Genomic DNA, 26,791 nt, shown 5'->3' with positions numbered 1-26,791 from the left:
TATTTAAAATATATTATTTTCAATAACTTAATTGCTACTTTATTTGGGTCCAAGCGATATGTTTTCCAGATTGCTGTGCGCTCTGTGCCTCGTCCTTCTCTTCAGTGCCGCTGCCAGTGCCGGCCCTGTCGAAGGCGTTGGCGTCAGGAAACTCGAAGCTGTCGATCCGGTCGAACGAAAGCCGATGGATGCGGTGGTGTTCTTTCCAAGTCCCGACCGGACGGACGTCACCAGCATTGGACCCTATCAGGTCGATGCGTCCCGATCGGCACCGATTGGCGACGGCCGCTACCCTTTGATCATGGTCTCGCATGGCAGCATGGGAAGCATGTGGGGCCACCACGACCTTGCCTCGTCCCTCGCGCGCCAGGGATATGTGGTCGTCAGTGTCACGCATGTCGGCGATAATTTTCAAGATACCAGTCGGATCGGCACGGCCGGCGCAATCTACGGACGCGCCACGCAGATTTCGGCGGCCCTTTCCGCCACGCTTGATGATCCCGCGCTCGAGCCGCACATCGACCGCGAGCGGATCGGCTTTGTCGGGTATTCGGCCGGCGGGACCACCGGGTTGATCCTGGCGGGAGGCAACCCAGACCTTGCCCGTCTCGAAGGCTATTGCGCGAAGCGTTCCGATGATCGGCATGTCTGCGAAGCGCGCGGGCGCATCGGGATGGAGGGTGCCGAACTTGGGGCTTCAGCCGACGCGCGCATCCGATCCTTCGTTTTGCTGGCACCGCTCAGCGTCATCTTCCCCACGGAAGGGCTAAAATCCGTGGCGGCGCCGATGTCGGTCTATGTCGGGGAAAAGGATGAGGAACTGTCGCCAGAAGACAACGCCCTGGCACTTGCGCGCGACATGCCGTCTAAAGTCAGCGTGGAGGTCCTGCCGAACGCCGGGCATTTCACGTTCCTTGCCCCGTGCTCACCGCAAATGCGCGAAGCCATGCCAGCGCTGTGCACCGATCCTCCGGGGATCGATCGGGCAGCACTTCATCGCGTCATCAATGCCGACATCGCAACCTTTTTCACCAAGACCCTGGACGTGCAGGTTCGGTAAGCAATCTCCGTTGCGAACACCGTTCGCCCGACGCCGAGCTTCAAGGCGGCAAACCGGGCAGATCGGATTGAGAGAAGACCCTGAAGCCTTCCCTCAATCCGGGCGATAAATGCAGATTGCTTGGGCTGGCGATCAATCCGCAAGGATGTCGCGGTTGACATTGTTGATATCGCGCTTGCCGCAGAGCGCCATGGTGATGTCCATCTCCTTACGGATGATTTCCAGCGTCTTGGTCACGCCTTCCTTGCCCATGGCGCCGAGGCCATAGAGGAAGGGGCGGCCGATATAGGTGCCTTTGGCGCCCATGGCCACAGCCTTCAGCACGTCCTGGCCGGAGCGGATGCCGCCGTCGATGTGCACCTCGATCTGGTGGCCGACCGCATCGACGATGCGCGGCAGCATGCTGATCGAGGAATGGGCGCCGTCGAGCTGGCGGCCGCCGTGGTTGGAGACGATGATCGCGTCGGCGCCGGTCGCAGCCGCCATCTTGGCGTCTTCCGCATCGAGAATGCCCTTGAGGATCAGCGGACCGCCCCAGCGCTCCTTGATCCACTCGACGTCCTTCCAGGAAAGCTGCGGATCGAACTGTTCGGCCGTCCAGGCGCCGAGCGAGGAGAGGTCGGTGACGCTTTTGGCGTGGCCCACGATGTTGCGGAAGGTGCGGCGATTGGTGCCGAGCATCTTCATGCACCAGCCGGGACGCGTCGCCATCTGCCAGAGATGCTTGGGGGTCAGCTTCGGCGGGGCCGACAGGCTGTTGCGCAGGTCCTTGTGGCGCTGGCCGAGGATCTGCAGGTCGAGCGTCAGCACCAGCGCCGAGCACTTGGCCGCCTTGGCGCGGTCGATCAGGTTGAGCACGAATTCGCGCTCGCGCATGACGTAGAGCTGGAACCAGAAGGGCTTGGTCGTGACCGAGGCGACATCCTCGATCGAGCAGATGCTCATGGTCGACAGCGTGAAGGGAACGCCGAAGGCTTCCGCCGCCTGGGCTGCCAGCATCTCGCCGTCGGCGTGTTGCATGCCGGTCAGACCCGTCGGCGCCAACGCCACAGGCATTGACACCTTCTGGCCGATCATCGTCGTTTCGAGCGAGCGGTTGGTCATGTCGACCAGCACCCGCTGGCGCAGCTTCACTTTTGCAAAATCTGCCTCGTTGGCGCGATAGGTGCCCTCGGTCCAGGCGCCGCTGTCGGCATAATCGAAGAAGAGCTTCGGGACGCGGCGCTTGGCGAGCGCCTTGAGGTCGCTGATTTCGAGGATTTGCGTCATGGAAACGGCCTTCATCTGAAACTCAGGGGTCAGAGCAGGTCGTCGATAAAAACCGCGCATGCCTGCTCCAGGACTGACTTCACAGCCCTTACCATGTTTGCCGAAGGCTTGTTAATAGCGCTGGAGCAAAGAGGTCAATTTTTTTTACCTCTTTTGTTTTGCCCGGAAATCAGGCGGCGGCGAGCGCCGACTTGGCCGGTTTTCCCGCGACATAAGTCTCGACGATAGAACGGTCGTCGCCCATGGTCTGCAAGAGGAAAAGCTCGTCGGCAAGCGAGGTGACCACTTCGGCGCGTAGCGCCATTGCCGGCGTTGCCGCCATGTCGAGCACGATGAAATCGGCATCGGTGCCGGCCTCGAGCGTGCCGATCTTGTCGACAAGGGAGAGCGCCTCGGCATTGCCGCGGGTCATCATGAAGAAGCTGTCGAATGGGTTCAGCCGCTCGCCCTGCAGCTGCAGGATCTTGTAGGCCTCGTCGAGCGTCTTCAGCATGGAATAGCTGGTGCCGCCGCCGATATCGGAGGCGACCGAAGTGCGCACCGGCTTGTCGCGCCGGTTGAGCGCCCGCAACGGGAAGAGGCCGGAGCCGAGGAAAAGATTGGACGTTGGGCAGAAGACCGCGACCGAGCCGGTCTCGCTCATCGCATCTGCCTCGCGCTCGGACAGATGAATGCAATGGCCGAACAGGCTTTTGGGGCCGAGCAGGCCATAACGGGCGTAGACATCGGTGTAGTCGACGGCTTCCGGGTAGAGTTCGCAGGTGAAGGCGATCTCGTCGCGGTTTTCGGAAAGATGCGTCTGGACGTGCAGGTCGGGGAACTCGTGCACCAGCGACCTGGCAACGTCCATCTGCTCGGGCGTCGAGGTAATGGCAAAACGCGGGGTGATGGCCACATGGTTGCGGCCCTTTCCGTGCCACTCCCGGATCACCGCGCGGGTCTCGTCATAGCTCATCTCAGGCGTGTCGAGCAGGCCTTGCGGGGCATTGCGGTCCATCATCACCTTGCCGGCGATCATGCGCATGTCGCGGCGCAGTGCTTCGGCGAAGAAGGCATCGACCGATGCCTTGTGGACCGAGCAATAGGCTGCCGCCGTGGTCGTGCCGTGGCGAACCATCTCGTCGAAGAAGCGGCTGGCAATCCGCTCGGCATGGGCGGTCTCGACGAAGCGGCATTCCTCCGGGAAGGTGTAGGTGTTCAGCCATTCCAGGAGGTTGGCGGCATAGGAGGCCATCACCTGCATCTGCGGGAAATGCAGGTGCGTGTCGATGAAACCGGGCACGATCAGATGCGGACGGTGATCGATCTCGACGACATCATCCGCAGCCCCGGCCTTGATGGCCGCATAGGTACCCGACGCCACGATCACGCCGTTCTCGACCAGCAATGCGCCATCCGTCTCATAAGCATAGGCGGCGCTGTCGTCGATGGCGAAGGGCGCGCGATGAAAGCTCAGGAGGCGGCCGCGGATGAGCGTCGATGTCATTGTGTCTTGCCTTCCTCGACGGCGCTTTCGAACCAGGCTGCCAGCAGCTGGCGCTCGTCCGTCGTCATGTCTGTTATGTTGCCGGGCGGCATGGCATGGCTGCGCCCCGCCTGGATATAGATTTCTCGCGCGTGGGCGGCAATCTCCTGATCGCTTTCCAGCACCACGCCCTTTGGGGCACGCACGATGCCTTCATAGACCGGCTCGGCCGCATGGCACATGGAGCATCGGGTCGAGATCGCGTCCTTGACGGCGGGGAAGTGCGCATTCTGCGCAAACCGGGCAAAGACCGGTGCGACCTCGGCCTTCTCCTCGCCGGTCAGCACCTTCGGCACCGTCGACAGCCACATGATCAGGATGAAGATCAGCACGGTGGCGAGCCAGGTCCAGGTGGGCCTGCCCTTGCGCGCATGGGTGGTGTTGAACCAGTGGCGGATGGTGACGCCCATCAGGAAGACGAGTGCTGCGATGATCCAGTTGAAGGCGGTGGCAAAGGCCAGCGGATAGTGGTTCGACAGCATGAAGAAGATGACCGGCAGGGTCAGGTAGTTGTTGTGCAGCGAGCGCTGCTTGGCCTGGGCGCCGAGCTTCGGGTCCGGCGTGCGGCCGGCGATCAGGTCGGCAACGACGATCTTCTGGTTGGGGATGATGAGGAAGAAGACGTTGGCCGACATCATCGTGGCCGTGAAGGCGCCCAGATGCAGGAAGGCGGCGCGGCCGGTGAAGACCTGCGTATAGCCCCAGGCCATGATCACCAGCGCCACGTAGAGAAGCGCCATCAGGCCCCAGGTGTTCTTGCCGAGCGGCGACTTGCACAGCAGGTCATAGAAGATCCAGCCGATGCCGAGCGAGGCGAGCGAGATCAGGATTGCCGTAGTCGCGGAGATGTCGAGCACATGGCGGTCGATCAGGAAAAGATCGGCGCCGCCGTAATAGACCAGACAGAGCATGGCGAAGCCCGACAGCCACGTGACGTAGGATTCCCATTTGAACCAGGTGAGATGCTCCGGCATCGACGCGGGGGCCACCAGATATTTCCGGATGTGGTAGAAACCGCCGCCATGCACCTGCCATTCCTCGCCATAGGCGCCAACGGGCAGATGATCACGCTTGACCAGGCCGAGGTCGAGCGCGATGAAATAGAACGATGAGCCGATCCAGGCGATGGCGGTGATGACGTGCAACCAGCGCACGGCAAAGGCCAGCCATTCCCAGGCGATGGCGAACTCGTACATTCGGGGTCCCCTTTATTCTCTCCGTCGGCGCACCTTGCGCAAAAACCGGGAGTTGGGAAAGGGGGAGCATGCACCTGTGGGCGTGTTTTGCAGGGATCGGGACGATTTCGCGATGAAATCTGCCTGATGATAAACCTGATGGATTCTAAGGGGTTACGTCAGCTCGCGGAAGCCGCCTTGCGCTCTTTGACCCAATCAGCCCCGAACTGAACCGACGGGCAGAGTTCGCCGAGGATCCAGTCGCGGAAAATGCGGATCTTCGGCGTGTTGCGGCGCGCATGCGGGTATGCCAGCCAGTAGTCGCAGCCGTCGCTGCAACGCAGGTCGAAAGGCTGGTAGAGCCGGCCAAGCGCCACGTCGTCGCCGTAGAATTCCGGTGTCAGGATCGCCACGCCCTGGCCGGCAATGGCCGCGCGCGCCTCGAAGGATTGTGCGCCGAGCCGGCTCGTCGGGCGGCCTTCGAGATCCGGATCTTTGACGCCGGCTGCGGAAAACCAGAGCCGCCACCAGGGGTCGCCGGCATCGATGATCCTGAGCTTGAGGAGATCGCGCGGCTCGCGGATGCCGCCGATGGTTTCGGCGAGCGCCGGGCTCAGCATCGGGCTGAACTCGACGCGCATCAGCGGATGCGTGTCGAGACCGGGCCAGACGCCGGCGCCGGAGCGGATGGCGAGATCCGTCGATTCCTTGGCAAAATCGACGAGGTTGTCGTTGGTGTCCAGGCGCACGGCGATGGTGGGGTGGGCGAGCTGAAACGAGCCGATGTTGCGGGCGAGCCACTGCGAGGCGAAGGTCGGGGTCGAGCTGATCAGCAGCGTGCTGTCGATATCGCCGCGTGCCGAGGAGACGGCCTCCTGCAGCATCTCGAAGGCTTCGGTGACCCGTGGCGCCAGCCGCTGGCCGACATCGGTGAGAGCGATCTGGCGTGGGCGGCGCAGGAACAGGGGCTCGCCGACGCTCTCCTCGATCAGCTTGACCTGGTAGCTGACGGCGGTCTGGGTCATGCCCAGCTCTTCGCCGGCCCTGGTAAAACTGCCGAGCCGGGCCACGGCTTCGAAGACCCGGAGCGCATTCAGCGGAAACTGCTTGGACATCTTCATGGATAAGTTCTCTTGATGCATGCAGACGGATGTTCGATTGGATTTCAATCCTCCTCCACGTCATTCTGCAAGTCAACTTCCCAAGACGAACAGGTGATCAAAATGACTTGCGACGTTATCGAACATACTGAAAGAAAACAGGTTCTTTCGCTGGATGCGGTCGTGCGGTTCACGTCCTCCCTGTTTCGCGGCACTGTCGCCGCCAAGCCGGTGCTCGACGTCAATGCGCTGTCCGACTACATCAAAAGAGACATGGGTTTCATGGATGGCAGGGGTCCCTACGGGGACGATGCCGAGGCGCAGAAGGATGCGCACCGTGTCTTCAACAGCGCTGACTTGCCCCGGTTCTGACCGGAGTTCCAGAAAGCGCCGCGCGTCGAACAGGATGCGCGGCGCTATCATTTTTTAACGGGTTTGGCGCAGGCGCTCGACGGCCATCAGCACACGCTCCGGCGTCGCCGGCGCATCAAGGCGCGGGCATTCGCGATAATCGGCGACGCTTGCAACCGCCATCGACAGGGCCTCGAGCACCGAGATCGGCAGCATGAAGGGCGGTTCGCCCACCGCCTTCGACCGGCCGATGGTTTTTTCCGCATTTTCCGCCCACTCGGCCAGTTTGACGTTGAAGATCTTCGGTCGGTCGGAGGCGAGCGGGATCTTGTAGGTCGAAGGCGCATGGGTGCGCAGCCGGCCCTTGTCGTCCCACCACAGTTCCTCCGTCGTCAGCCACCCCATGCCCTGCACGAAGCCGCCTTCGATCTGGCCAAGGTCGATTGCCGGATTGAGCGAGCGGCCGACATCGTGCAGCACGTCGACCCGGTCGACCATGTATTCGCCGGTCAGCGTGTCGATCGAGACTTCCGATACCGAGGCACCGTAGGCGAAGTAATAGAACGGCGTTCCGCGGCCGGTAGCGCGATCCCAATGGATCTTCGGCGTCTTGTAGAAGCCGGCGGCAGACAGCTGCACACGCGCCATATAGGCAAGCTTGATGAATTCCGGGAAGGCCACCCGTTCCTCGCCGATCTTCACGTGATCGGGAACGAAGCTGACGTTTTCCGCCGTCGTCTGCCACCGTTCGCAGGCAAAGGCGACGAGCCGCTCCTTGATCTGGCGCGCGGCATCGAAGGCGGCCATGCCGTTCAGATCCGTGCCGGAGGAGGCGGCGGTCGCCGACGTGTTCGGAACCTTGCCTGTCGTGGTTGCGGTGATGCGCACGCGGTCGAGATCGACTTGGAAGCTGTCGGCAATGACCTGGGCGACCTTCACGTAGAGGCCCTGGCCCATCTCGGTGCCGCCATGGTTCAGATGGATCGACCCGTCCTGATAGACATGCACCAGCGCGCCCGCCTGGTTGAAGGCGGTAAGCGTGAAGGAGATGCCGAACTTCACCGGGGTCAGCGCGATGCCCTTGCGGATGACCCGGCTCGTGCGGTTGAAGTCGATGATCGCCTTGCGGCGCGCCTGATAGTCGGCATCGGCTTCAAGCTCGGCGACGACGCGGGCGATGATGTTGTCTTCGACGTGCTGGTGGTAGGGCGTGATATCCCGGCCCGAACCAGTCTCGCCATAGAAGTTGAGCTTGCGGATTTCGAGCGGATCTTTGCCGAGCGCGTAGGCGATCTCCTCGATCATGCGCTCGCCGCCGACCATGCCTTGAGGCCCGCCGAAGCCGCGATAGGCGGTGTTGGAGACGGTGTTGGTCTTCAGCGGTTGCGACGTCAGTTTCACATGCGGATAGAAATAGGAGCTGTCGGCATGGAACAGGGCGCGATCGGTGACGGGGCCCGAGAGATCCGATGAGTAGCCGCAGCGCGCCGCGTAGTTGGCGTGCACCGCGTGGATGCGGCCATCATCGTCGAAGCCGACGTCATAGTCGACGAGGAAGTCGTGGCGCTTGCCCGTGGCGGTCATGTCCTCGTCGCGGTCGGGGCGGAACTTGACGGCGCGATTGAGCTTCTTCGCCGCAACGGCCGCGAGCGCCGCGAACTGGTTGCCCTGCGTTTCCTTGCCGCCGAAGCCACCGCCCATGCGGCGCACATTGACGGTCACCGCATTGGAGGGAACGCCGAGCACATGCGAGACCATGTGCTGGATTTCACTCGGGTGCTGGGTCGACGACCAGACGGTGACCTCGTCGTCCTCACCGGGAATGGCTAGAGCGATATGGCCCTCGAGGTAGAAATGCTCCTGGCCGCCGATGCGCATCTGGCCCCGCAGCCGGCGTGGTGCCTTTTCCAGTTCGGCTTCGGCATCGCCGCGCTGCAGGGTCAGCGGCTGTGTCACGAGCTGCCCACCGTGGGCGACGGCGTCGGTGATATCGGTGAAATGCGGCAGGTCGCGATAGCTGATCTTTGCCAGCCGGGCGGCGCGGCGGGCGATGTCGCGTGTCTCGGCGATGACGGCAAAGGCCGGCTGGCCATGGAACTGCACGATGCCGTCGGCAAGCACCGGCTCGTCATGCAGGTGGCTGGGGCTGATGTCGTTGGAATGTGGCATGTCGCGCGCCGTCAGCACGCAGATCACGCCGGGCGCCGCGATGACGGCCGAGAGATCCATCTCGGTGATTTCGGCGTGGGCGCGATCGGTCATTCCCAATGCGCCATGCAGGGTGCCCGCCGGCTCAGGCATGTCGTCGATATAGTCGGCGGTGCCGGCGACGTGCTTGTGGGCGCTGTCGTGGCGCTGGCGCGAATGCATCTGGCCGTTGATCGCCTTGCGTTCCTCGAAGGTCGACTTATCCATCTTACTCAATCCTTTCGAAGGACATGCCCCTCATCCGGCCTGCCGGCTGCCTTCTCCCCCCTCACAACGGGGAGGAGGGGCATCGCCGCGACCTGTGCGTTCCCTCTCCCCGCCTGCGGGGAGAGGGCTAGGGTCAGGGGCAGGCCCCAATCGCTGCTCGCTCTCATATCGCCGGCTCGAAGCGGTGGAGTTGTGCCGCCTCGCCGCTGCTTTCGAGGAAGAAGCGTATCAGCAGGTTCTTCGCCGCCAGCATGCGATAGGTGCTGGTGGCGCGCCAGTCGCTCAAGGGCTGATAGTCGGTCTCGAAGGCACCTTGAGCGGTGCGCACGGTTTCTTCGGTCCAGGGCTTGCCTATGAGGGCAGCTTCCACGCTTGCGGCGCGCTTTGGCGTACCGGCCATGCCGCCGAAAGCGATGCGGGCGGACCTTACCCTGCCGTCTTCAATCGAAATGCGGAAGGCTCCGAGCAATGCGGAAATGTCCTCGTCGCGGCGCTTGGAAATCTTGTAGGCGGCAAAGAGGTCATCTGCCGGCAGTTTCGGCACGAAGATGCTCTCGACGAATTCGCCTGTCTTTCGGTCCTGCTTGCCATAGGCGATGAAGAAATCTTCGAGCGGCAGGGTGCGGGTTCCTTCCGTCGATCGCAGCGTCAAAGTTGCCCCAAGCACGATCAGCGGCGGTGGGCTGTCACCGATCGGCGAGCCGTTGGCGATGTTGCCGCCGATCGTGCCCATGTTGCGCACCTGCTCGCCGCCGATGCGGTCGATCAGCCGGCCGAAGGCCGGATAGGCCTTGCTGAGGGCTGCGAAGGCCGCTGAATAGCTGACGCCGGCGCCAATGGTCAGGCCGGTTTCGCTTTCCGTGATCTGTTGAAGTTCGGCGATGCCGTTGATGAAGATGACCGGATTGATCGGCCGCATCTGCTTGGTGACCCAGAGGCCGACATCGGTGGAGCCGGCGACCACCGTTGCGCCCTCGTGTTCGGCAAGGGCCGTCGCGAGGCCGGGGGTATCCGCCGGCACGATCAGACAGTGTTCGCCATGGCGGATGGTGATCGTCTTTGCCGGCTGAAGCGCCCTGAGGCGGGCGATCGTTTCATCGCGCACAGCTGTGATCGGATCGAAGATGGCGGAGGGCCGCGCGCTGGCGGCGGCTTCGGCCGCCTTGACAATCGGCTCGTAGCCGGTGCAGCGACAGAGATTGCCTTGCAGCGCCTTTTCGATGTCGGCGCGGCTGGGATCGTCGTTCGACAGCCACAGGCCGTAAAGCGACATGACGAAGCCGGGAGTACAGAAGCCGCATTGCGAACCGTGGAAATCGACCATGGCCTGCTGCACGGGATGCAGCGTTCCGTCGCGGGCGGCCAGATGTTCGACGGTTACCACATGGGTCGCATGCAGCGATCCGACGAAACGGATGCAGGCGTTGATGCTTTCATAGACAAGCTTTTCGCCGGCAAGCCTGCCGACGAGCACGGTGCAGGCGCCGCAATCGCCCTCGGCGCAGCCTTCCTTGGTGCCCGTCAGTCGGCACTCAAGCCGGAGATAATCGAGCAGCGTGGCGGTCGGCGCAACGTCGGAAAGCGCCACCTCGCTGTCGTTGAGGATGAAGCGAATGCTGTCGTCCTTGCGTTCCCTGACCTGCGGCATACCATCCATTCCTGCTGATGCGGGGCCGCGAAAGCCTGACACGGTTCCGGCGGCTGACCCTTGCGCATATTGATAAAGTTAGGGCGTCGTCCGCCTCGTCTCAATGGAGGGACGGCGCTCTATTGCGCCGTCCAGCCGCCGTCCATGGAAACATGGGTGCCGGTGATCTGTGCCGCGTCGTCGCCGGCAAGGTAGACGGCGAGCGATGCCACCTGTTCGACGGTGATGAATTTCTTGGTCGGCTGCCCCTTGAGCATCACGTCGTTGATCACCTGCTGTTCGGTGATGCCGCGGGTGCGGGCCTGGTCGGGGATCTGCTTTTCAACCAGCGGCGTCAGCACATAGCCCGGGCAGATCGAATTGGCGGTGATGCCATCCTCGGCGACTTCGAGTGCTACGGTCTTCGTCAACCCCATGACGCCATGCTTGGCGGCGACATAGGCCGATTTGAACGGCGATGCGACGAGCCCGTGCGCCGAGGCGATGTTGATGATGCGGCCCCAACCCTTGGCCTTCATGCCGGGCAGGGCGGCGCGAACTGTGTGGAAGGAGGAGGAGAGATTGATGGCGATGATCCGGTCCCATTGCTCGACCGGGAAGTCCTCGACCTTTTCGACATATTGAACGCCGGCATTGTTGACGAGAATGTCGACGCTGCCGAAGCGCTTTTCAGCCGTTGCCATCAGGTCCGTGATCTCGTCCGGCTTCGTCATGTCGGCCGGGTGGTAGATGACAGTTCCGGTGGCAAGTGCGGCGACTTCCTCCGTCGCAGCCTTGATATCGTCCGGCGCGCCGAAACCGTTGAGCACGATGTTGGCGCCGCCCTTGGCGAAAGCCTTGGCAATGGCAAGGCCGATGCCGCTTGTCGAACCGGTGATGACCGCAGTTCTCGTCATTCCTCAACTCTCCCTTTGCAGCGTCGCCCAATCTTGCCGGTTTTTGCGACGCAACAGCGCCAACCTACGCGTAAAACCGCTGAGGTGACAATTGTGTTTTTCAGGCCGCCGACGCAGAGTTGCGGCGGGAAACTTCGTCACGGTTTCTTGCGTTTTGTTTTCGTTTGACATTCGTTTTGCCATCGTATTGAAGTTTTTCGAAATGGACGCCGCGTGCTTGAGGAAGTGCGTGGAAATACGTGATGTGAGGCCGGGGAGGGGCATATGGGCGGATATATTCTCGCGATCGATCAGGGCACGACATCGAGCCGGGCGATCGTCTTCGACGGCAAGCAGCAGGTGGCGGGCGTCGGCCAGAAGGAATTCAAGCAGCATTTTCCGAAATCCGGCTGGGTCGAGCACGATCCGGAGGAAATCTGGGAGACGGTCCTCTTCACCGTCAACGAGGCGATCAAGAAGGCGGGGATCTCGGCCAGCGATCTCGCCGGCATCGGCATCACCAACCAGCGCGAAACCGTCGTCGTCTGGGATCGGCAGACCGGCAAGCCGATCCATAATGCCATCGTCTGGCAGGACCGCCGCACCGCTGCCTATTGCGACAAGCTGAAGAAGCAGGGTCTGGAAAAGACCTTCACCAAGAAAACCGGGCTGCTGCTCGACCCGTATTTCTCCGGCACCAAGCTTCAGTGGTTGCTGTCGAACGTAAAGGGCGCCCATGCGCGCGCCGCCAAGGGCGAACTTTGTTTCGGCACCATCGATACGTTTCTCATTTGGCGGCTGACGGGCGGAAAGTCCTTCGTCACCGATGCGACCAACGCCTCGCGCACCCTGATCTACAACATTGCCGACAATGCCTGGGACGACGAGCTGCTTGACATCCTGCGCGTGCCCCGCGCCATGCTGCCGGAGGTCAAGGACTGCGCCGCCGATTTCGGCGTCACCGACAAAGCGCTGTTCGGTGCCGCGATCCCAATCCTCGGCGTTGCCGGCGACCAGCAGGCAGCGACCATCGGCCAGGCCTGCTTCAAGCCGGGCATGCTGAAATCGACCTATGGCACCGGTTGCTTCGCGCTGCTCAACACCGGCAAGGACATGGTGCGCTCGAAGAACCGGCTGCTCACCACAATTGCCTATCGGCTGGATGGCGAAACCACCTATGCGCTCGAAGGCTCGATCTTCGTTGCCGGTGCTGCCGTGCAATGGCTGCGTGATGGCCTGAAGGTGATCAAGGCGGCGCCCGACACCGGCACGCTCGCCGAAAGCGCCGACCCGTCGCAGGAGGTCTATCTGGTTCCTGCCTTCACCGGTCTCGGCGCGCCGCACTGGGATCCCGATGCTCGCGGCGCGATCTTCGGCATGACCCGCAACACCGGGCCGGCCGAGTTTGCCCGTGCCGCACTCGAGGCCGTCTGCTACCAGACGCGCGATCTGCTCGAGGCCATGCACAAGGACTGGCGCAGCCACGGCAAGGAAACGGTGCTGCGCGTCGATGGCGGCATGGTCGCCTCCGACTGGACGATGCAGCGGCTCTCCGACCTTCTCGACGCGCCCGTCGATCGGCCGACCATCCTCGAGACGACCGCGCTTGGCGTTGCCTGGCTTGCCGGCAGCCGCGCCGGCGTCTGGCCGAAGCAGGATGACTTTGCCAAGTCCTGGGCGCGCGACCGCCGCTTCGAGCCCGTCATGGACGAGGCGACGCGCAAGGCGAAGCTCAAGGGCTGGCGCAATGCGGTCAGGCGCACGCTGACCCAGGTCTGATCAAAGCGCCGTTTGGATCCATCCGGGAAACACAGTGTTTCCCGGATGCGCATTTGCCGCTTGTCCCCGCGCCAACTATCTGTCGGTAAACAAGGACAGGATGGGCATCATGGAACTCGGGCTCTACACATTTGCGGATGTCGATCCGAACGCGGCCGACAAGGGCCGGGAAGGCCAGCGGCGGCTTGCCAATCTATTGGAAGAGATCGAACTTGCCGATCAGGTCGGTCTCGATGTCTTCGGGCTTGGCGAACATCACCGCCCGGATTATGCGGCTTCAGCGCCGGCCGTGATCCTTGCCGCCGCCGCTGCTAGAACCAAGACAATCCGGCTGACGAGCGCTGTCACGGTTTTGAGCTCGGACGACCCGGTGCGGGTATTCCAGCAGTTTTCGACGCTCGACCTCATCTCCAACGGCCGGGCCGAAATCATGGCGGGGCGCGGCTCGTTCATCGAATCCTTCCCGCTCTTCGGCCAGTCGCTCGACGATTACGACCAGCTCTTTGCCGAAAAGCTCGACTTGCTCATGGCATTGCGCGAAACGGAAAAGGTCTCATGGTCGGGCGAGATGCGTCCTGACATCAGCGACCGCGGCGTCTATCCGCGCCCGTTGCAGGCGGTGCTGCCGCTGTGGATCGCCGTCGGCGGTACGCCGCAGTCGGTTGCCCGGGCAGGCGCCCTCGGGCTGCCGGTGGCGCTCGCCATCATCGGCGGCGAGCCGCGCCGGTTTGCGCCGCTGTTCGACCTCTATCGCGAGGCTGCCCGCCGTGCCGGCCAGGATCCGGCAAAGCTGAAGACCAGCATCAACGTCCATGGCTTCATCGCCGATACCACCGATCTTGCCGCCGACCAGTTTTATGGGCCGCAGGCCGAAGTGATGAACCGCATCGGCCGCGAGCGTGGCTGGGGGCCGACGAACCGGGCGCATTTCGACCAGGCGCGAAGCCCCGCCGGCAATCTCTTCCTCGGCGATCCCGAAACCGTCGCCGAGAAGATCGTCGAGAACTGGAAGCTCTTCCGCAACGACCGCTTCCTGTTGCAGATGGCGATCGGCCCGATGCCCCACGACCAGATCATGCGCGGCATCGAGCTCTACGGCACCAAGGTGGCACCGCTGGTGCGCAAGGCGCTCGCTGAAGAGAAGGCCGGACAGGCCGTTTCGGCCTAAGCCGCCGCAGGCCGTTCATGTCTCGACTGTCGGCGCTGGAAAATCCGGCGCCGGCAGGCTACATGTGGGCACGAAAGCGAGACACGGATGACCCTCAACAACGAAGAAGATCTGCTGCGGCTGAAGGAAATCGGCCGCATCTGCGCCAATGCGCTGCAGGCAATGGGCGAAGCGCTCGAGCCGGGCATCACCACGGCGGAACTGGATGCGATTGGCCGCAAGGTGCTGGAGGAATCGGGTGCGCGCTCAGCACCTGAGCTCTGCTACCAGTTTCCAGGCGCCACCTGCATCAGCGTCAATGAGGAAATCGCCCACGGCATTCCCGGCAGCCGCATCATCCGCGCAGGCGATCTCGTCAACATCGACGTTTCGGCGGAGAAAGACGGCATCTTCGCCGATACCGGCGCATCCTTCCCGGTGCCACCAGTCTCGGCTGCGATCGACCGGCTCTGCCGCGACGGCAAGCGGGCGATGTGGGTCGGCCTGAAACAGGTGCGTCCCGATCAGCCGCTCGCCGCGATCGGCAATGCCATCGGCGATTTCGCCCGCAAGAACCGCTATTCGCTGGTCACCAACCTTGCCAGCCACGGCATCGGCCGCTCCCTGCACGAGGAGCCGAAGGAGATTGCCACCTGGCCGGATCCGAGCGAGCGGCGGCGCATGACCGACGGCATGGTCTTTACCGTCGAGCCGTTCCTGTCGATGGGGGCGGACTGGGCCGAAAGCGGCGACAAGGACGACTGGACGCTCTACAGCGAACCGCGGGCACCGACCGTGCAGTATGAGCATACGGTCGTCGTCACGCGGGGCGGCCCGCTGGTGGTGACGCTGCCCAGCTGACGGGCATCGTTCGATTCCTTCAATAGGACATTCAATTATAGTGATTTGTGGTGGCCGTTTTGCAGTGCGATAAACTGCTATGACTACGCTCGATCGATCGCATTCGCCAAGTCTCGCCTCGACCGCTGCCGCCGGCGCCATCGCCATGGCGGTGGCCATGGGCTTCGGCCGCTTCTCCTACACGCCGATCCTGCCGGCGATGATGGCGGACCTCGGCCTGAGGCCGGCCGATGCCGGTGTCATCGCCTCGGCGAACTTCGTCGGCTATCTCGCCGGTGCCGTGCTCGGCGCCTATGGTTGGGCGCATGGGCATGAACGCCGCATCGGGCTCGCTTCGCTTTTGGCGACCACGCTGCTGCTTGCGGCGATGGGGCTGTCATCCTCTGTCGTTGTTCTGAGCCTCATCCGCTTTCTGGCCGGTCTTGCGAGCGCGTTTTCGATGATCTTCATCTCCGGCATCGTGCTTGGCCACGGGCTGCTGGCACGGTCCGAACATGTGCCGGCGGTGCATTTCGGTGGCGTCGGGCTCGGTATCGCTTTCTCCTCGCTCTGCGTCTGGGCCGCACCTCTTGCCGGTGCTGCGGGGCTTTCGGCGTCGCAAGCCGACTGGTTCACCGGGGCACTCGTCGGCCTGGTCGGCACGATCCTCGTCGCGCTCATGCTGCCGGCCGGTGCCGTCTCGGGCAACGGCGCCGTGCGCGAAAAGCCGCTTATCTGGACGCGGCCCTTGACGGTGGTGACGCTGACCTATGGCCTGTTCGGCTTCGGCTACGTGATCACCGCCACCTTCCTCGTTGCCATGGCCCGGGACGCCAGCGGCGGCCACAGCATCGAGTTCCTCGCCTGGCTGATCACGGGCCTGAGCGCTGCATTGTCAGTCTATCTCTGGCGCTTTGCCGTGCCGCGGTTCGGCCTTGCCGGGGTCTATGCGATCGGCCTCCTGGTCGAGGCGGTGGGTCTTGTGCTGACCGTCAGCCTACCGCTGCCCTATGCGCCGCTCGCTGGCGGCCTGATGCTGGGCGCCACCTTCATGATGATCACCGCCTACGGCCTGCAGATCGGCCGGCATCTCGCGCCTGAAAGCCCGCGCAAGGCACTCGCCTTGATGACGGCGGCGTTCGGCATCGGCCAGATTGTCGGCCCGGTGGTCGCAGGCTGGCTCGCACAGCGCACCGGCAGCTTTTCCGCACCGACCTTGATTGCGGCTGCCGTGCTGTTTGTCTGCGGCGGCATCATATTGGTGGAGTTGAGGCGAATTTCGGCCGCCTTGCCCCGTTGAAATGCGACCATCGATGATGGCCTCGAGGCGACGATTGAATGTCGCAAGGCATTCCCTTCCGGCATGATGAAATAACGGTAAGGTTCATATTACCGGATTGTTGAAAATGGCGGTTTGCCCTAGTTTCGGCGCTTCGGGAGGCGAGTTGTTCTCCTCCCCCGAAACGAGAGTGCCGTCCTTTGTTCCTATCCTTCTTTCCGAAGCCGAAGCTCTTTTTCACTTCCTTTGTGGTCTGGTCGCTGGTCGCCATTGCCTTCTGGTATGGCGGGGGCGAACAGTTGGGTGCCGTCTTCGGAATGCCGCCTTTGCCGGCCGATGCGCCGCCGATCACCGGCATTTCTGCCTTCTGGTCGCCTGCCTTCCTCTGGTTCTACCTGTACTTCGCGCTGGTCGTCGGGTTGTTCGCCGCATTCTGGTATGTCTACTCGCCACACCCCTGGCAGAACTGGTCGATCCTCGGATCGGCCCTCATTCTGTTCGTCACCTATTTTCAGGTGCAGGTGAGCGTCGCGATCAACAACTGGTACGGGCCGTTCTGGGATCTGATCCAGGCAATCGTATCGAAGACGAAGGTGGTGACCGCGGCGGAGTTCTATGGGGAAATTGCCGTCTTCCTCGGCATCGCCATGGTCGCAGTCGCAGTGGCGGTCATGACCCGCTTCTTCGTCAGCCACTATATCTTCCGCTGGCGCACAGCGATGAACGAATATTACATGGCCCACTGGGGCAAGCTGCGTCATATCGAAGGTGCTTCGCAGCGCGTGCAGGAAGATACGATGCGCTTTTCCACGACCGTGGAAGGCCTCGGTGTCAGCCTGATCGACAGCGTGATGACGCTGATCGCGTTTACGCCGGTGTTGATCCGGCTTTCGGCCAATGTCACCGAACTGCCGATCGTCGGCGCCATTCCGTATCCACTGGTCACGGCCGCCGTGCTTTGGTCGCTGTTCGGTACGGTGTTCCTGGCGATCGTCGGTATCAAGCTGCCGGGCCTCGAGTTCCGTAACCAGCGTGTGGAAGCTGCCTACCGCAAGGAACTGGTTTATGGCGAGGACCACGCCGATCGCGCCCAGCCGCCGACCGTCGCCGATCTCTTCGAAAACGTTCGCCGGAACTATTTCCGGCTCTATTTCCACTATCTCTACTTCAACATCGCCCGTATTTTCTATCTGCAGATCAACGGCATCTTCTCGCTGCTGATTCTGGCGCCGTCGATCATCGCCGGCAAGATCACGCTTGGTGCGTTGAATCAGATTTCGGGCGCCTTCGGACAGGTGACGTCGTCGTTCCAATACCTGGTTTCGTCCTGGCCGACCATTGTCGAGCTTTTGTCGATCTACAAGCGTCTGCGCGCCTTCGAAGCGGCAATCGACGACGAACCTCTGCCGCAAATCGAGCAGAAGTTCATCGCGGTGGGTGGCGAAGAAGAGCTGGCCTGATCCGGGCCGGATGCAAACCAATCAGAAGGCGGAGCGATCCGCCTTCTTTTTTGCCTGCTCAATCATCGGTAGCGCCTGAGCGTAGTTGACGCAGGCAACATCCGGCTTGCCGCAGACCTCGGTCAAGAGCCGGTCAAGCGCGCGCCAATAGGCGCCGCCGTTCATTTCGACGAAATGGAAGCCGAGCTGCAGCGGGATGCGGTCGCCGGCATATTCCTTGTCGAAGGCTTTCCTGTAGGCCTCGTAGGTGCGGGCTTCGAAGGTGGCGCTGTCCTTCTTGTTTTCCACACCCATGGAATGGCGCACGAACAGATTGTAGTCCATGCCAATGACCGGGCGCTTGGATGGTCCCTCGGGGATCAGCGGCAGGCCGAAGCGCGGCAGGCCGTCCTTCTCCGTCGGCCATCCCGGTCCCTTGGTCACCAGACTTGCGTCATAGGTGAAGCCGGAGGCCTTGAGCGCGGGCAACAACCCGTCGCTCAGCGAAAGGTAGGGCGCGCGGAAACCCTTGATGCCGGTGCGGGCAAATTCCGCCCAGCCTTCCGGTTCGGCGTCCGGCTTGTCAGCCTTCTTCCAGGCATCGCGCAAGGCCGCGTCGAAGGTCGTAAATTCGCTCTGCCAGTCGGCCTTCGTCCAGCCCTTTCCGTCGAAGTGGCCGCAGGCGTGGCTGGCAATGTCGTGGCCGTCGAGATGGGCCTGCCAGATATGACCGGCGCGGGTGGCGATCTCATCACGGCTCTGGGCAAAGCCGACATTGGAGCGGCCCGGTTTCATTCCTGGCGGCTTGTAGATCTCTCTGCCGTCGGCGCGCGTCATCAGGAAGGTGCAGGAAAGGAAATAGGTGAAATGCGCATTGGTGCGCTTGGCCATATCAAGGCTCTTTTCCCACAGCGCGTTGTCATGCGCTCCATCGAAGGAGACGATGACGAGCTGCTTGTCCTTGGCCGGAACAGTAGCCACGGCACTTTCGGCCGCAGGTTCGTTGGCCGAAGCGAGGGCAGGGGTAAGGGCGAGGGAAAGGGCAATAAATGTTCGGATCATGATATCTGCGACGATTTGCGTATGCCGTCCCTTTATCCAGGAATGCGGCAATCCTTTGATCTGTCTGGAAATTTCTGTGTACTCCGGCTATGTCGATAGCCGACAGAACAACAATGAAGGACGGGTGACGACATGGCGCTGCTGATATTGGGTATCGTGATCTTCCTGGGCATCCACCTCGTTCGCAGTTTTGCGCCCGGCCTGCGCGCATCTGTGATTGCACGCAGTGGTACCGGTGCCTGGCATACGATCCACGGCATCTCGGCGCTCGCCGGTCTCGGCCTGATCGCCTATGGCTTCGACCAGGCACGCGCCACCACCGGCATGCTCTACACGCCTCCAGTCTTCCTCGCTCATATCGCGCTGACGCTGATGTTGATTGCCAGCATCTGTCTCGTCGCCGCCTATCTGCCCCCGGGCAAGATCAGGACGGCCACCAAGCATCCCGCTATCCTTGCAATCAAGATCTGGGCGCTCGCCCACCTGCTTGCCAATGGCGAGACGTCGTCGGTGCTGTTGTTCGGCACCTTCCTCGTGTGGGCGGTGATCCTGCGCATCTCGATGAAGAAGCGCTGGCGCGCCGGTGAAATCACTTATCCGGCCTTCGCTTCCTATCGTTATGACCTCATTGCCATCGTGCTTGGTGCCGCCCTTTACGGCGTGATCGTCTGGAAATTGCACGAACTGGTGATCGGGGTTTCGCCCATCGTTGTCGGCTAAATAACGCGCGCCCCCTTACAACTGCCGCAAAATCGGGTAGAAGGCGCAAAATCCTATTAGCGTGCAGGGAAGGCCGAGAGGCCGGGGCAATTGATGGCGAACCAAGACGACAGCTTTATCCGCGAGGTGAATGAAGAACTGCGTTCGGACCAGATGAAGAACATCTGGGCTCGTTTCGGCGGCGTCATCGTGGCGATCGCCGTGCTGATCGTTGTGGGAACCATCGGCAAGGTCGGCTACGACTACTGGAGCGACAACGCGTCGTCGAAGTCCGGCGACGAGTTCCTGCAGGCGCTGAACCTTGCCAAGGAAAACAAGGCCGACGAGGCGCTGACCGCTCTCGACGCCCTGCAGAAGGATGGCTACGGCGCCTATCCGGTGCTGGCTCGTCTTCGTGCAGCGACGCTGCAGGCGGAAAAGGGCGAGACCGATGCCGCCGTCAAGGCCTTCTCCGAAATCGGCAAGGATACAAGCCTGCCCGAGGCGCTGCGCGATGCAGCCCGTCTGCGTGCGGCCTACCTGCTGGTCGACGCAGGCACCTATGATCAGGTTTCGGCGGAGGTCGAGCAACTCGCCGTACCGCAGAACAACATGCGCCACTCGGCGCGCGAGGCGCTCGGCCTGTCTGCCTACAAGGCCGGCGATGTCGCCAAGGCGAAGAGCTGGTTCCAACAGATCGTCGATGACGCCCAGAGCCCGCGCAATGTCGCAGGCCGGGCGCAGATGCTGCTCGACGTCATTGCCGCGAGCGGCAAAGCCTAAGCGCATATCCCTGGAGACCGGATCCGGTCTCTGGAAAGGATATGTTGATTTTCAAAGTGTTGGGGCGCTGTATGTCTTGAGGACGTGCAGCGCTTTCAGTCGGAAACGGATACGTTCATGAGTTTCACCGTCGCCATCGTCGGGCGCCCCAATGTCGGCAAGTCCACCTTGTTCAATCGTCTGGTTGGCAAGAAGCTGGCGCTCGTCGACGATACGCCGGGTGTGACCCGCGACCGCCGCCCTGGAGATGCCAAGCTCATCGACCTGCGCTTCCGCATCATCGATACCGCCGGTCTCGAACAGTCGGCGCCCGACAGCCTGCAGGGCCGGATGTGGGCGCAGACGGAAGCTGCGATCGACGAGGCAGACCTGTCGCTGTTCGTGGTCGATGCCAAGGCGGGCCTGACGCCGGCCGACGAGACGCTGGCCGAGATGCTGCGCCGGCGCGGCAAACCGGTGGTGCTCGTCGCCAACAAGTCCGAAGCGCGCGGTTCCGACGGCGGCTTTTATGATGCCTTCACGCTCGGGCTCGGTGATCCGTGCCCGATTTCGGCCGAGCATGGCCAGGGCATGCTCGATCTGCGCGACGCGATCGTCGCCGCGATCGGCGAGGAGCGGGCCTATCCGCCGGAAGACGACGTCGCCGAGACCGACATCGACCTGCGCCCGACCACCGGCGAGACGGGGGAAGAGGACGACGAGGCCGAGCCCGCCTATGACGAAACCAAGCCGCTGCGCGTGGCGATCGTCGGCCGCCCGAATGCCGGCAAATCGACGCTGATCAACCGCTTTCTCGGCGAAGACCGGCTTTTGACCGGACCGGAAGCCGGCATTACCCGCGATTCGATCTCAGTCGAATGGGACTGGCGCGGCCGCACCATCAAGATGTTCGACACGGCCGGCATGCGCCGCAAGGCCAAGGTGCAGGAGAAGCTGGAAAAGCTCTCGGTTGCCGATGCGCTGCGCGCCATCCGCTTTGCGGAAACGGTGGTCATCGTCTTCGACGCGACCATTCCGTTCGAAAAGCAGGATCTGCAGATCGTCGACCTGATCATTCGCGAAGGTCGTGCCGCCGTCATCGCCTTCAACAAGTGGGATCTGGTTGAAGACTGGCAGGCGGTGCTTGCCGACCTGCGCGAAAAGACCGAGCGGCTGCTGCCGCAGGCGCGCGGCATTCGCGCCATCCCGATATCCGGCCATACCGGCTACGGTCTCGACCGCCTGATGCAGGCGATCATCGACACCGACAGAACCTGGAACCGTCGCATTTCGACGGCGCGTCTCAACCGTTGGCTCGATTCCCAGCAGGTGCAGCATCCGCCACCGGCCGTCTCCGGCCGCCGGCTGAAGCTGAAATACATGACACAGGTGAAGGCCCGCCCGCCGGGCTTCATGATCTCGTGCACGCGCCCCGACGCGCTGCCGGAATCCTATACGCGCTACCTGATCAACGGCTTGCGCAATGATTTCGATCTGCCGGGCGTGCCGATCCGCATCCACTATCGCGCGTCGGAGAACCCCTTCGAAAACAAGCGCAAGAAGCGCTAAGCCCAAGGCGTCAGCGCCTGTGGCCGCGGATCGCGCTCGGCGGAAAGCCAAAGCGCTGGCGGAAGCGGGCGGCGAAACGCGACTGCGATTCGTAACCGACCTGCTGGGCGATATGCAGCACGGGCACGTCAGATGACTGCAGCATCTGCATGGCAGCGGACATGCGCACGTCGGTCAAGAGCTGCTGAAACGACCAGCCTTCGGCGGAAAGCTTGCGCCGCAAGGTCGCCTCGCTGACGCCGAGCCGCTTGCCAAGGGCGCTGCCCGTCCATGGCGTGCCCGGATCGCCCATGAGGTTCTGCCGAGCCCTCTCGGCAAAGCTTGTGGTGTTGACGGGACGAAAGAAGCCGCCTGAAACATTCAGCCAGATGAGCAACTCGCCGACCCGGTGTCGGGCGACAGGCAAGGGGATGCACTCGGGCTCTGCGACGGCCCTTGCCGCCGCACTGAAGGCGTCGAGAAAGGCTGGCTGCAGACCCGTGAGGAGATGCGCCTTGTCGATCGGTGTGCCGATATCCTTCGTTGGATGGAAGGCCGCGATGATCTGCGGATCGAAGGCGACCCATCGGGCGAGATAGGCGGCGTCGTTTTCTGCCGCGTTGACCACATCGAACACCTGGCCCTGTTGGAGGGCAACGGCCTCGCCGGGCGCGATCACACATTCGAAATCACCTTGGCGCAGGATCTTCGTGCCGCGTTCGACGACAATGATGACCGGCTGCTCGATGAGGATGTTCGAGTAGCGCAGCCGGTTGTACTGAACGATTTGGGCCGCAGCGCCAGCGCCTGGCCGAACGGAGATCTTGTGGTTCACGCGGCTTCATTCCCTCGGCGAGCGGCCCGGAGATCGGTGGTAGCGCGGAAACGCCGCTGCGGGCAAGCCGAGCGGCGTTCGATCACCGTGGCGGGCGGGCGGGGCTATCGGCTTCCCCTGGCGGATATCGTCGCTGAGGCGAGCGTGTTCATGTTGCTGACGAAGCCGACCAGAGCGGGCGATGCCTCTGGCGGCACCGGCAGTTTCTCGACGCTCAGCGCCTTGACGGTGATGGTGTAGTCGTGGACTTCGCCTTCTGGTGGGCAGGCGCCGCCAAAACCGCGCTGACCGGCGTCATTGGCGATCGTCACCGCACCTGCCGGCATTTTCGAGATGTCGCTGCCGGCGCCGCCATCGAGTGCGGTGACGTCGGCCGGGATGTCGATCGCCACCCAATGCCACCAGCCCGAGCCGGTCGGCGCATCCTTGTCGTAGAGGGTGACGACGAAGCTCTTGGTGCCCTCAGGCGCATTGGCCCAGGTGATCGCTGGCGACAGATTCTTGCCGATGCAGCCCATGCCCGCGGCAAACTGCGCCTGCTGCACCTGGCCCCCGGCAAAGTCTGGGCTGGTCACGGTGAAATCGGCTGCTTCCGCGGCGCCGGCGGTAAGCATCGAGGCGGCAAACGCCAGAGTGTGAAAACGGTTCATTTCCTGCATCTCCTTCAAGTAGATGCGGGAAAATTAGCGCAAACGGCGATCCCTTCGGCGCCGAACGGATCAAACTTGGCGCCGAACCGATCAATGCGTGCGGCGATGGCAACGCCGAAGCGGCGCGTCAGCCGACGAGCTTGGCCTTATCGACGAGCGCGCCGTGATGGCCGATGACGCCCGCAGCAATGCGAGCCGCAAAGGCTGCAGCCTCGCTCGGCGTGTCGCCCGTGACAAGGCGGGAAAGGAAGGCGCCGTTGAAGCTGTCGCCGGCACTTGTGGTATCGACCACGCGCTCGACAGGCGTTGCCGGGACGTGGCTTATGTCTGGTCCCTCGAAAGCCAGGGTCACACCCTTTTCCCCGTCCTTGACGACCACGTCCGCCACACCCAGCGCCTTGTAGCGCGCGATCGTGGCTGCGATCGAGGTGTCGCCGAAATGCGTGACTTCATCATCGAAGCTCGGCATCACCAGGCTGGCGGCGCGGGCGCCGTCGGTCAGCGTCCGGCGCATTCGCTCGGCATCGTCCCACAGGCGTGGGCGGATATTGGGATCGAAAACGACGCGTTTGCCCGCCGCCTTGGCGCGGCGCAGTTCGGCAAGCAGGGTTTCCACGGCGTCGGGCGAAAGGATCGCGAGCGTAATGCCGGAAAACAGGATGAGGTCGGCGCTCTCGGTGGCGCGGCGCAGATGGTCGGGGTCGTCGGCCAAGAGCCGTGCGGCTGAAGCCGAGCGCCAATAGGAGAAGCTGCGCTCGCCGTCTTTCAGGTGGATCATGTAAAGGCCTGGCGTGCGGCCCTCGATCTTGCGCACGGAGGCCGTCTCGATGCCTTTCTCGGCCATGAAGGCGAGCATTTCGTCGGAGATCGTGTCGGTGCCGACGGCAGAGCAATAGCCGACCGTCCAGTCGGTCGGCAGGAACAGGCGAGCGTAATAGGCGGCGTTGAAGGTATCGCCAGCATAGCCTTTGCGCAGCAGGCCGCCCTCGGCCTGCATCAATTCGACCATGCACTCCCCGATCGACAGCATCGTTCCGGCCAACGTCTTCTCTCCCTTTGGTTTTCCCCGTGCTGACGGGATAAGGTTCAAGGCTGGTCTCGGCAAGAGATTGTTTTTCTATGTAACGCAATTGCGCGACATTGCGCCCGCAGTCGGCGTTTACTCCCACGCCGGGCGCGGCTACATCTTGGTGTACAGATCGGTTTCACGGGGGCAGGGCATGGCGTCTCAGCAGGGTTCGGGTGACGATTGGTGGCGCGGCGCGGTGATCTATCAGGTCTATCCGCGCTCGTTTCAGGATACCGATGACGATGGCATCGGCGACCTGAAAGGCGTAACCCGGCGGCTCGGCCACATCGCCTCGCTCGGCGTCGATGCCATCTGGCTGTCGCCCTTCTTCACCTCACCTCAGGCGGACATGGGCTATGACGTCTCGGATTATTGCGATGTCGATCCGATGTTCGGCACGCTTGCCGATTTCGACGACATGCTGGCGGAAGCGCACCGGCTCGGCCTTAAGGTGATCATCGACCAGGTGATTTCGCACTCGTCCGACCGCCATCCCTGGTTTGTCGAAAGCCGCAGCAGCCGTCAGAACCCGAGGGCCGACTGGTATGTCTGGGCCGATCCGAAGCCCGATGGCACGGCACCCAACAACTGGCTTTCGATTTTCGGCGGGCCCGCCTGGGAATGGGACGGCGTGCGCAAGCAGTATTACATGCACAATTTCCTGGCTTCGCAGCCCGATCTCAACTTTCACAATCCGCAGGTTCAGGACGCGGTGCTTGACGCCGCGCGTTTCTGGCTCGACCGCGGTGTCGACGGCTTCCGGCTCGATACGGTGAACTTCTATTTCCACGATCGTCATCTCAGGGACAATCCGCCGCTGGTGCCGGACCCGAATGCGACCAGCAACGATGCGCCCGACGTCAACCCTTACGGCATGCAGGATCATCTCTACGACAAGAGCCAGCCGGAAAACGTCGCTTTCCTCCAGCGCTTCAGGGCTCTTCTCGATGGCTATGGTGGACGTACGACCGTGGGGGAAGTCGGAGACGGTGCGCGCTCGCTGAAAACCGTGGCCGCCTATACCAGCGGCGGCGACAAGCTGCACATGTGCTACACGTTCGATCTACTCGGGCCGGACTTCAGCGCCAGCCATATCCGCCGCTGCGTCGACAATTTCCAGAAGGCGGTCACCGACGGCTGGGTGTGCTGGGCCTTTTCCAACCACGACGTCATGCGCCATGTCAGCCGCTTTTCCCAAGACGAGGCGGAACGGGAGGTCGTCGCAAAGCTGGCGATCACGCTGCTTGCGACCCTGCGCGGCTCGGTGTGCCTCTATCAAGGCGAAGAGCTCGGCCTGCCGGAGGCGGACGTTGCCTTCGAGGATCTGCGCGATCCCTATGGCATCCGCTTCTGGCCATCCTTCAAGGGCAGGGACGGTTGCCGTACGCCGATGGTATGGGAGACGGCCGCAATAAATGCCGGTTTCTCTGCCGGTAAACCGTGGTTGCCGGTGCCGGCGGAACAGGCACGGCTGGCGGTGGATACGCAGGAGAGCGGCGCAGACACGGTCCTCAACCATTACCGGACCATGCTCGCCTTTCGCCGGTCGCACGCGGCCCTGCACGATGGCGATATGGCGTTCCTGGAGAGCAACCGCGATCTCCTGGCGTTCACCCGCGAGAAGGATGGTGAACGACTGCTCTTCGTCTTCAACCTGACGCAGGAGCCTCAGGAGTTCCTCGTTTCCGGCACGTCCGTCGAGACCGTTCCGCTGCCGGGCCAATCGGCTGGGGTTGTCGGTGGCGTGCTGAAGCTCGGTGGCCTCAGCGCCTATTGCGGGAAACTCTGATGCGTGTGTTGCTGATGGATAGGGAAATGGTCGGGCGCTGGCTGGAGATGCGGCTTGCCCTCTGGTCCGATACGCCGGCAGCGGTGCACCGCGAGGAGATCGACGGCTGTCTTGCGGCGGCCGAACGGCAGGCGGCGTTTCTCTGCGAGGACGATGCCGGCGTTGCAGCCGGGTTTGCCGAAGTGTCGCTGCGCAGCGATTACGTCAACGGCTGCGAGACATCGCCCGTGGCCTTCCTCGAAGGCATCTACGTGCTTCCCCGCTACCGCCGCCATGGTGTGGCGCGGGCGCTGATCACGGCTGCAGAACGCTGGGCGATCAGCCATGGTTGTCGCGAGCTGGCGTCGGACACCGACATCGACAACCTCGAGAGCCACGGCCTGCATGTGGCGCTCGGCTTCGAGGAAACCGAGCGCGTGATCTATTTCCGCAAGGAGCTTTCCGGCACGTCCGCCGATAACTGAGCGACGCTGTC

Annotated in this window: 23 protein-coding genes; 12 read left to right on the top strand and 11 right to left on the bottom strand. The window is 62.7% G+C overall.

What is annotated here, in order from left to right; genetic code table 11:
• The first annotated feature begins 58 nt into the window (after nt 1-58).
• Nucleotides 59-1,060: a dienelactone hydrolase family protein gene (locus HT585_RS11740; RefSeq protein WP_176353047.1), complete on the top strand. Its 1,002-nt coding sequence runs from the start codon at nt 59-61 to the stop codon at nt 1,058-1,060.
• A gap of 132 nt (nt 1,061-1,192) precedes the next feature.
• Here HT585_RS11740 and HT585_RS11735 read toward each other — a convergent pair whose 3' ends face one another.
• The 4 genes from HT585_RS11735 to HT585_RS11720 form a co-directional block, all read right to left on the bottom strand.
• Nucleotides 1,193-2,329, bottom strand: coding sequence for an alpha-hydroxy acid oxidase (locus HT585_RS11735; RefSeq protein ID WP_176353046.1), 1,137 nt, complete (start codon nt 2,327-2,329; stop codon nt 1,193-1,195).
• Nucleotides 2,330-2,498: 169 nt separating this feature from the next.
• Nucleotides 2,499-3,815: a guanine deaminase gene (guaD, locus tag HT585_RS11730; protein WP_176353045.1), complete on the bottom strand. Its 1,317-nt coding sequence runs from the start codon at nt 3,813-3,815 to the stop codon at nt 2,499-2,501.
• Nucleotides 3,812-5,050, bottom strand: a complete 1,239-nt coding sequence (puuD, locus tag HT585_RS11725) for a urate hydroxylase PuuD (RefSeq protein WP_176353044.1) — start codon at nt 5,048-5,050, stop codon at nt 3,812-3,814. The genes guaD and puuD overlap by 4 nt, the downstream gene beginning before the upstream one ends.
• 158 nt (nt 5,051-5,208) lie before the next feature.
• Nucleotides 5,209-6,150, bottom strand: a complete 942-nt coding sequence (locus tag HT585_RS11720; RefSeq protein WP_176353043.1) for a LysR substrate-binding domain-containing protein — start codon at nt 6,148-6,150, stop codon at nt 5,209-5,211.
• 102 nt (nt 6,151-6,252) lie between these two features.
• Here HT585_RS11720 and HT585_RS11715 point away from each other — a divergent pair, with 102 nt between their 5' ends.
• A complete protein-coding gene (locus tag HT585_RS11715; protein ID WP_176353042.1) occupies nt 6,253-6,501 on the top strand; it encodes a hypothetical protein in 249 nt (82 codons plus the stop codon).
• Nucleotides 6,502-6,555: 54 nt separating this feature from the next.
• Here HT585_RS11715 and xdhB read toward each other — a convergent pair whose 3' ends face one another.
• From xdhB to HT585_RS11700, 3 genes are all read right to left on the bottom strand, one after another.
• Nucleotides 6,556-8,895, bottom strand: coding sequence for a xanthine dehydrogenase molybdopterin binding subunit (xdhB, locus tag HT585_RS11710; RefSeq protein WP_176353041.1), 2,340 nt, complete (start codon nt 8,893-8,895; stop codon nt 6,556-6,558).
• A gap of 163 nt (nt 8,896-9,058) precedes the next feature.
• On the bottom strand, nt 9,059-10,543 hold the full coding sequence (gene xdhA, locus HT585_RS11705; RefSeq protein WP_176353040.1) for a xanthine dehydrogenase small subunit: 1,485 nt from the start codon (nt 10,541-10,543) through the stop codon (nt 9,059-9,061).
• A 119-nt stretch (nt 10,544-10,662) separates the two neighbouring features.
• A complete protein-coding gene (locus tag HT585_RS11700; RefSeq protein ID WP_176353039.1) occupies nt 10,663-11,439 on the bottom strand; it encodes a 3-hydroxybutyrate dehydrogenase in 777 nt (258 codons plus the stop codon).
• A 264-nt stretch (nt 11,440-11,703) separates the two neighbouring features.
• Between HT585_RS11700 and glpK the strand changes: the two genes are divergently transcribed.
• The 5 genes from glpK (at nt 11,704) to sbmA (ending at nt 17,923) form a co-directional block, all read left to right on the top strand.
• Nucleotides 11,704-13,197, top strand: coding sequence for a glycerol kinase GlpK (gene glpK, locus HT585_RS11695; RefSeq protein ID WP_176353038.1), 1,494 nt, complete (start codon nt 11,704-11,706; stop codon nt 13,195-13,197).
• A 109-nt stretch (nt 13,198-13,306) separates the two neighbouring features.
• On the top strand, nt 13,307-14,365 hold the full coding sequence (locus HT585_RS11690) for an LLM class flavin-dependent oxidoreductase (RefSeq protein WP_176353037.1): 1,059 nt from the start codon (nt 13,307-13,309) through the stop codon (nt 14,363-14,365).
• Between the two features lie 87 nt (nt 14,366-14,452).
• Nucleotides 14,453-15,205 carry a type I methionyl aminopeptidase gene (gene map / locus HT585_RS11685; protein ID WP_176353036.1) on the top strand — a complete coding sequence of 251 codons (753 nt, stop codon included), beginning with the start codon at nt 14,453-14,455 and terminating at the stop codon, nt 15,203-15,205.
• Nucleotides 15,206-15,284: 79 nt separating this feature from the next.
• The gene (locus HT585_RS11680) at nt 15,285-16,484 is read left to right on the top strand and encodes an MFS transporter (RefSeq protein WP_176353035.1); all 1,200 of its coding nucleotides are present in this window, start codon (nt 15,285-15,287) and stop codon (nt 16,482-16,484) included.
• Between the two features lie 179 nt (nt 16,485-16,663).
• Complete coding sequence (sbmA, locus tag HT585_RS11675; RefSeq protein WP_176353034.1) at nt 16,664-17,923, top strand: peptide antibiotic transporter SbmA; 1,260 nt, start codon at nt 16,664-16,666, stop codon at nt 17,921-17,923.
• A 21-nt stretch (nt 17,924-17,944) separates the two neighbouring features.
• Here the strand turns inward: sbmA and HT585_RS11670 are convergent, their stop codons facing one another.
• The gene (locus HT585_RS11670) at nt 17,945-18,964 is read right to left on the bottom strand and encodes a polysaccharide deacetylase family protein (protein WP_176353033.1); all 1,020 of its coding nucleotides are present in this window, start codon (nt 18,962-18,964) and stop codon (nt 17,945-17,947) included.
• Nucleotides 18,965-19,096: 132 nt separating this feature from the next.
• Here HT585_RS11670 and HT585_RS11665 point away from each other — a divergent pair, with 132 nt between their 5' ends.
• The 3 genes from HT585_RS11665 to der all read left to right on the top strand — a co-directional run bounded on the left by HT585_RS11665 (nt 19,097) and on the right by der (nt 21,994).
• A complete protein-coding gene (locus HT585_RS11665) occupies nt 19,097-19,684 on the top strand; it encodes an NnrU family protein (protein ID WP_176353032.1) in 588 nt (195 codons plus the stop codon).
• Nucleotides 19,685-19,777: 93 nt separating this feature from the next.
• Nucleotides 19,778-20,446, top strand: coding sequence for a tetratricopeptide repeat protein (locus HT585_RS11660; RefSeq protein WP_176353031.1), 669 nt, complete (start codon nt 19,778-19,780; stop codon nt 20,444-20,446).
• Nucleotides 20,447-20,563: 117 nt separating this feature from the next.
• Nucleotides 20,564-21,994, top strand: a complete 1,431-nt coding sequence (der, locus tag HT585_RS11655; protein ID WP_176353030.1) for a ribosome biogenesis GTPase Der — start codon at nt 20,564-20,566, stop codon at nt 21,992-21,994.
• Between the two features lie 10 nt (nt 21,995-22,004).
• Here der and HT585_RS32175 read toward each other — a convergent pair whose 3' ends face one another.
• From HT585_RS32175 to HT585_RS11640, 3 genes are all read right to left on the bottom strand, one after another.
• Nucleotides 22,005-22,808, bottom strand: coding sequence for a helix-turn-helix domain-containing protein (locus HT585_RS32175; protein ID WP_176353029.1), 804 nt, complete (start codon nt 22,806-22,808; stop codon nt 22,005-22,007).
• Nucleotides 22,809-22,912: 104 nt separating this feature from the next.
• Entirely contained in the window at nt 22,913-23,458 is a 546-nt protein-coding gene (locus HT585_RS11645) for a YbhB/YbcL family Raf kinase inhibitor-like protein (protein ID WP_210270373.1), read from the bottom strand.
• A 127-nt stretch (nt 23,459-23,585) separates the two neighbouring features.
• Nucleotides 23,586-24,500, bottom strand: a complete 915-nt coding sequence (locus tag HT585_RS11640; RefSeq protein ID WP_176353028.1) for a sugar kinase — start codon at nt 24,498-24,500, stop codon at nt 23,586-23,588.
• A gap of 178 nt (nt 24,501-24,678) precedes the next feature.
• Here HT585_RS11640 and bglA point away from each other — a divergent pair, with 178 nt between their 5' ends.
• Both bglA and aac(6') read left to right on the top strand, forming a co-directional pair.
• Nucleotides 24,679-26,316, top strand: a complete 1,638-nt coding sequence (bglA, locus tag HT585_RS11635) for a beta-galactosidase BglA (RefSeq protein WP_176353027.1) — start codon at nt 24,679-24,681, stop codon at nt 26,314-26,316.
• A complete protein-coding gene (gene aac(6'), locus HT585_RS11630; protein ID WP_176353026.1) occupies nt 26,316-26,780 on the top strand; it encodes an aminoglycoside 6'-N-acetyltransferase in 465 nt (154 codons plus the stop codon). Before bglA ends, aac(6') begins: the two co-directional genes overlap by 1 nt.
• The last annotated feature ends 11 nt before the right edge of the window (nt 26,781-26,791 follow it).

The organism is Ensifer oleiphilus (assembly GCF_013371465.1).
GTDB lineage: Bacteria > Pseudomonadota > Alphaproteobacteria > Rhizobiales > Rhizobiaceae > Ensifer > Ensifer oleiphilus.
This window is presented reverse-complemented; position numbering and strand designations above follow the sequence as displayed.

What these genes read in the sequence shown, in the direction of transcription:
- HT585_RS11740 (WP_176353047.1), top strand. Translation starts at nt 59, where the DNA reads ATGTTTTCCAGATTGCTGTGCGCTCTGTGCCTCGTCCTTCTCTTCAGT.
- HT585_RS11735 (WP_176353046.1), bottom strand. Translation starts at nt 2,329, where the DNA reads ATGACGCAAATCCTCGAAATCAGCGACCTCAAGGCGCTCGCCAAGCGC.
- guaD (WP_176353045.1), bottom strand. Translation starts at nt 3,815, where the DNA reads ATGACATCGACGCTCATCCGCGGCCGCCTCCTGAGCTTTCATCGCGCG.
- puuD (WP_176353044.1), bottom strand. Translation starts at nt 5,050, where the DNA reads ATGTACGAGTTCGCCATCGCCTGGGAATGGCTGGCCTTTGCCGTGCGC.
- HT585_RS11720 (WP_176353043.1), bottom strand. Translation starts at nt 6,150, where the DNA reads ATGAAGATGTCCAAGCAGTTTCCGCTGAATGCGCTCCGGGTCTTCGAA.
- HT585_RS11715 (WP_176353042.1), top strand. Translation starts at nt 6,253, where the DNA reads ATGACTTGCGACGTTATCGAACATACTGAAAGAAAACAGGTTCTTTCG.
- xdhB (WP_176353041.1), bottom strand. Translation starts at nt 8,895, where the DNA reads ATGGATAAGTCGACCTTCGAGGAACGCAAGGCGATCAACGGCCAGATG.
- xdhA (WP_176353040.1), bottom strand. Translation starts at nt 10,543, where the DNA reads ATGCCGCAGGTCAGGGAACGCAAGGACGACAGCATTCGCTTCATCCTC.
- HT585_RS11700 (WP_176353039.1), bottom strand. Translation starts at nt 11,439, where the DNA reads ATGACGAGAACTGCGGTCATCACCGGTTCGACAAGCGGCATCGGCCTT.
- glpK (WP_176353038.1), top strand. Translation starts at nt 11,704, where the DNA reads ATGGGCGGATATATTCTCGCGATCGATCAGGGCACGACATCGAGCCGG.
- HT585_RS11690 (WP_176353037.1), top strand. Translation starts at nt 13,307, where the DNA reads ATGGAACTCGGGCTCTACACATTTGCGGATGTCGATCCGAACGCGGCC.
- map (WP_176353036.1), top strand. Translation starts at nt 14,453, where the DNA reads ATGACCCTCAACAACGAAGAAGATCTGCTGCGGCTGAAGGAAATCGGC.
- HT585_RS11680 (WP_176353035.1), top strand. Translation starts at nt 15,285, where the DNA reads ATGACTACGCTCGATCGATCGCATTCGCCAAGTCTCGCCTCGACCGCT.
- HT585_RS11670 (WP_176353033.1), bottom strand. Translation starts at nt 18,964, where the DNA reads ATGATCCGAACATTTATTGCCCTTTCCCTCGCCCTTACCCCTGCCCTC.
- HT585_RS11665 (WP_176353032.1), top strand. Translation starts at nt 19,097, where the DNA reads ATGGCGCTGCTGATATTGGGTATCGTGATCTTCCTGGGCATCCACCTC.
- HT585_RS11660 (WP_176353031.1), top strand. Translation starts at nt 19,778, where the DNA reads ATGGCGAACCAAGACGACAGCTTTATCCGCGAGGTGAATGAAGAACTG.
- der (WP_176353030.1), top strand. Translation starts at nt 20,564, where the DNA reads ATGAGTTTCACCGTCGCCATCGTCGGGCGCCCCAATGTCGGCAAGTCC.
- HT585_RS11645 (WP_210270373.1), bottom strand. Translation starts at nt 23,458, where the DNA reads ATGAACCGTTTTCACACTCTGGCGTTTGCCGCCTCGATGCTTACCGCC.
- bglA (WP_176353027.1), top strand. Translation starts at nt 24,679, where the DNA reads ATGGCGTCTCAGCAGGGTTCGGGTGACGATTGGTGGCGCGGCGCGGTG.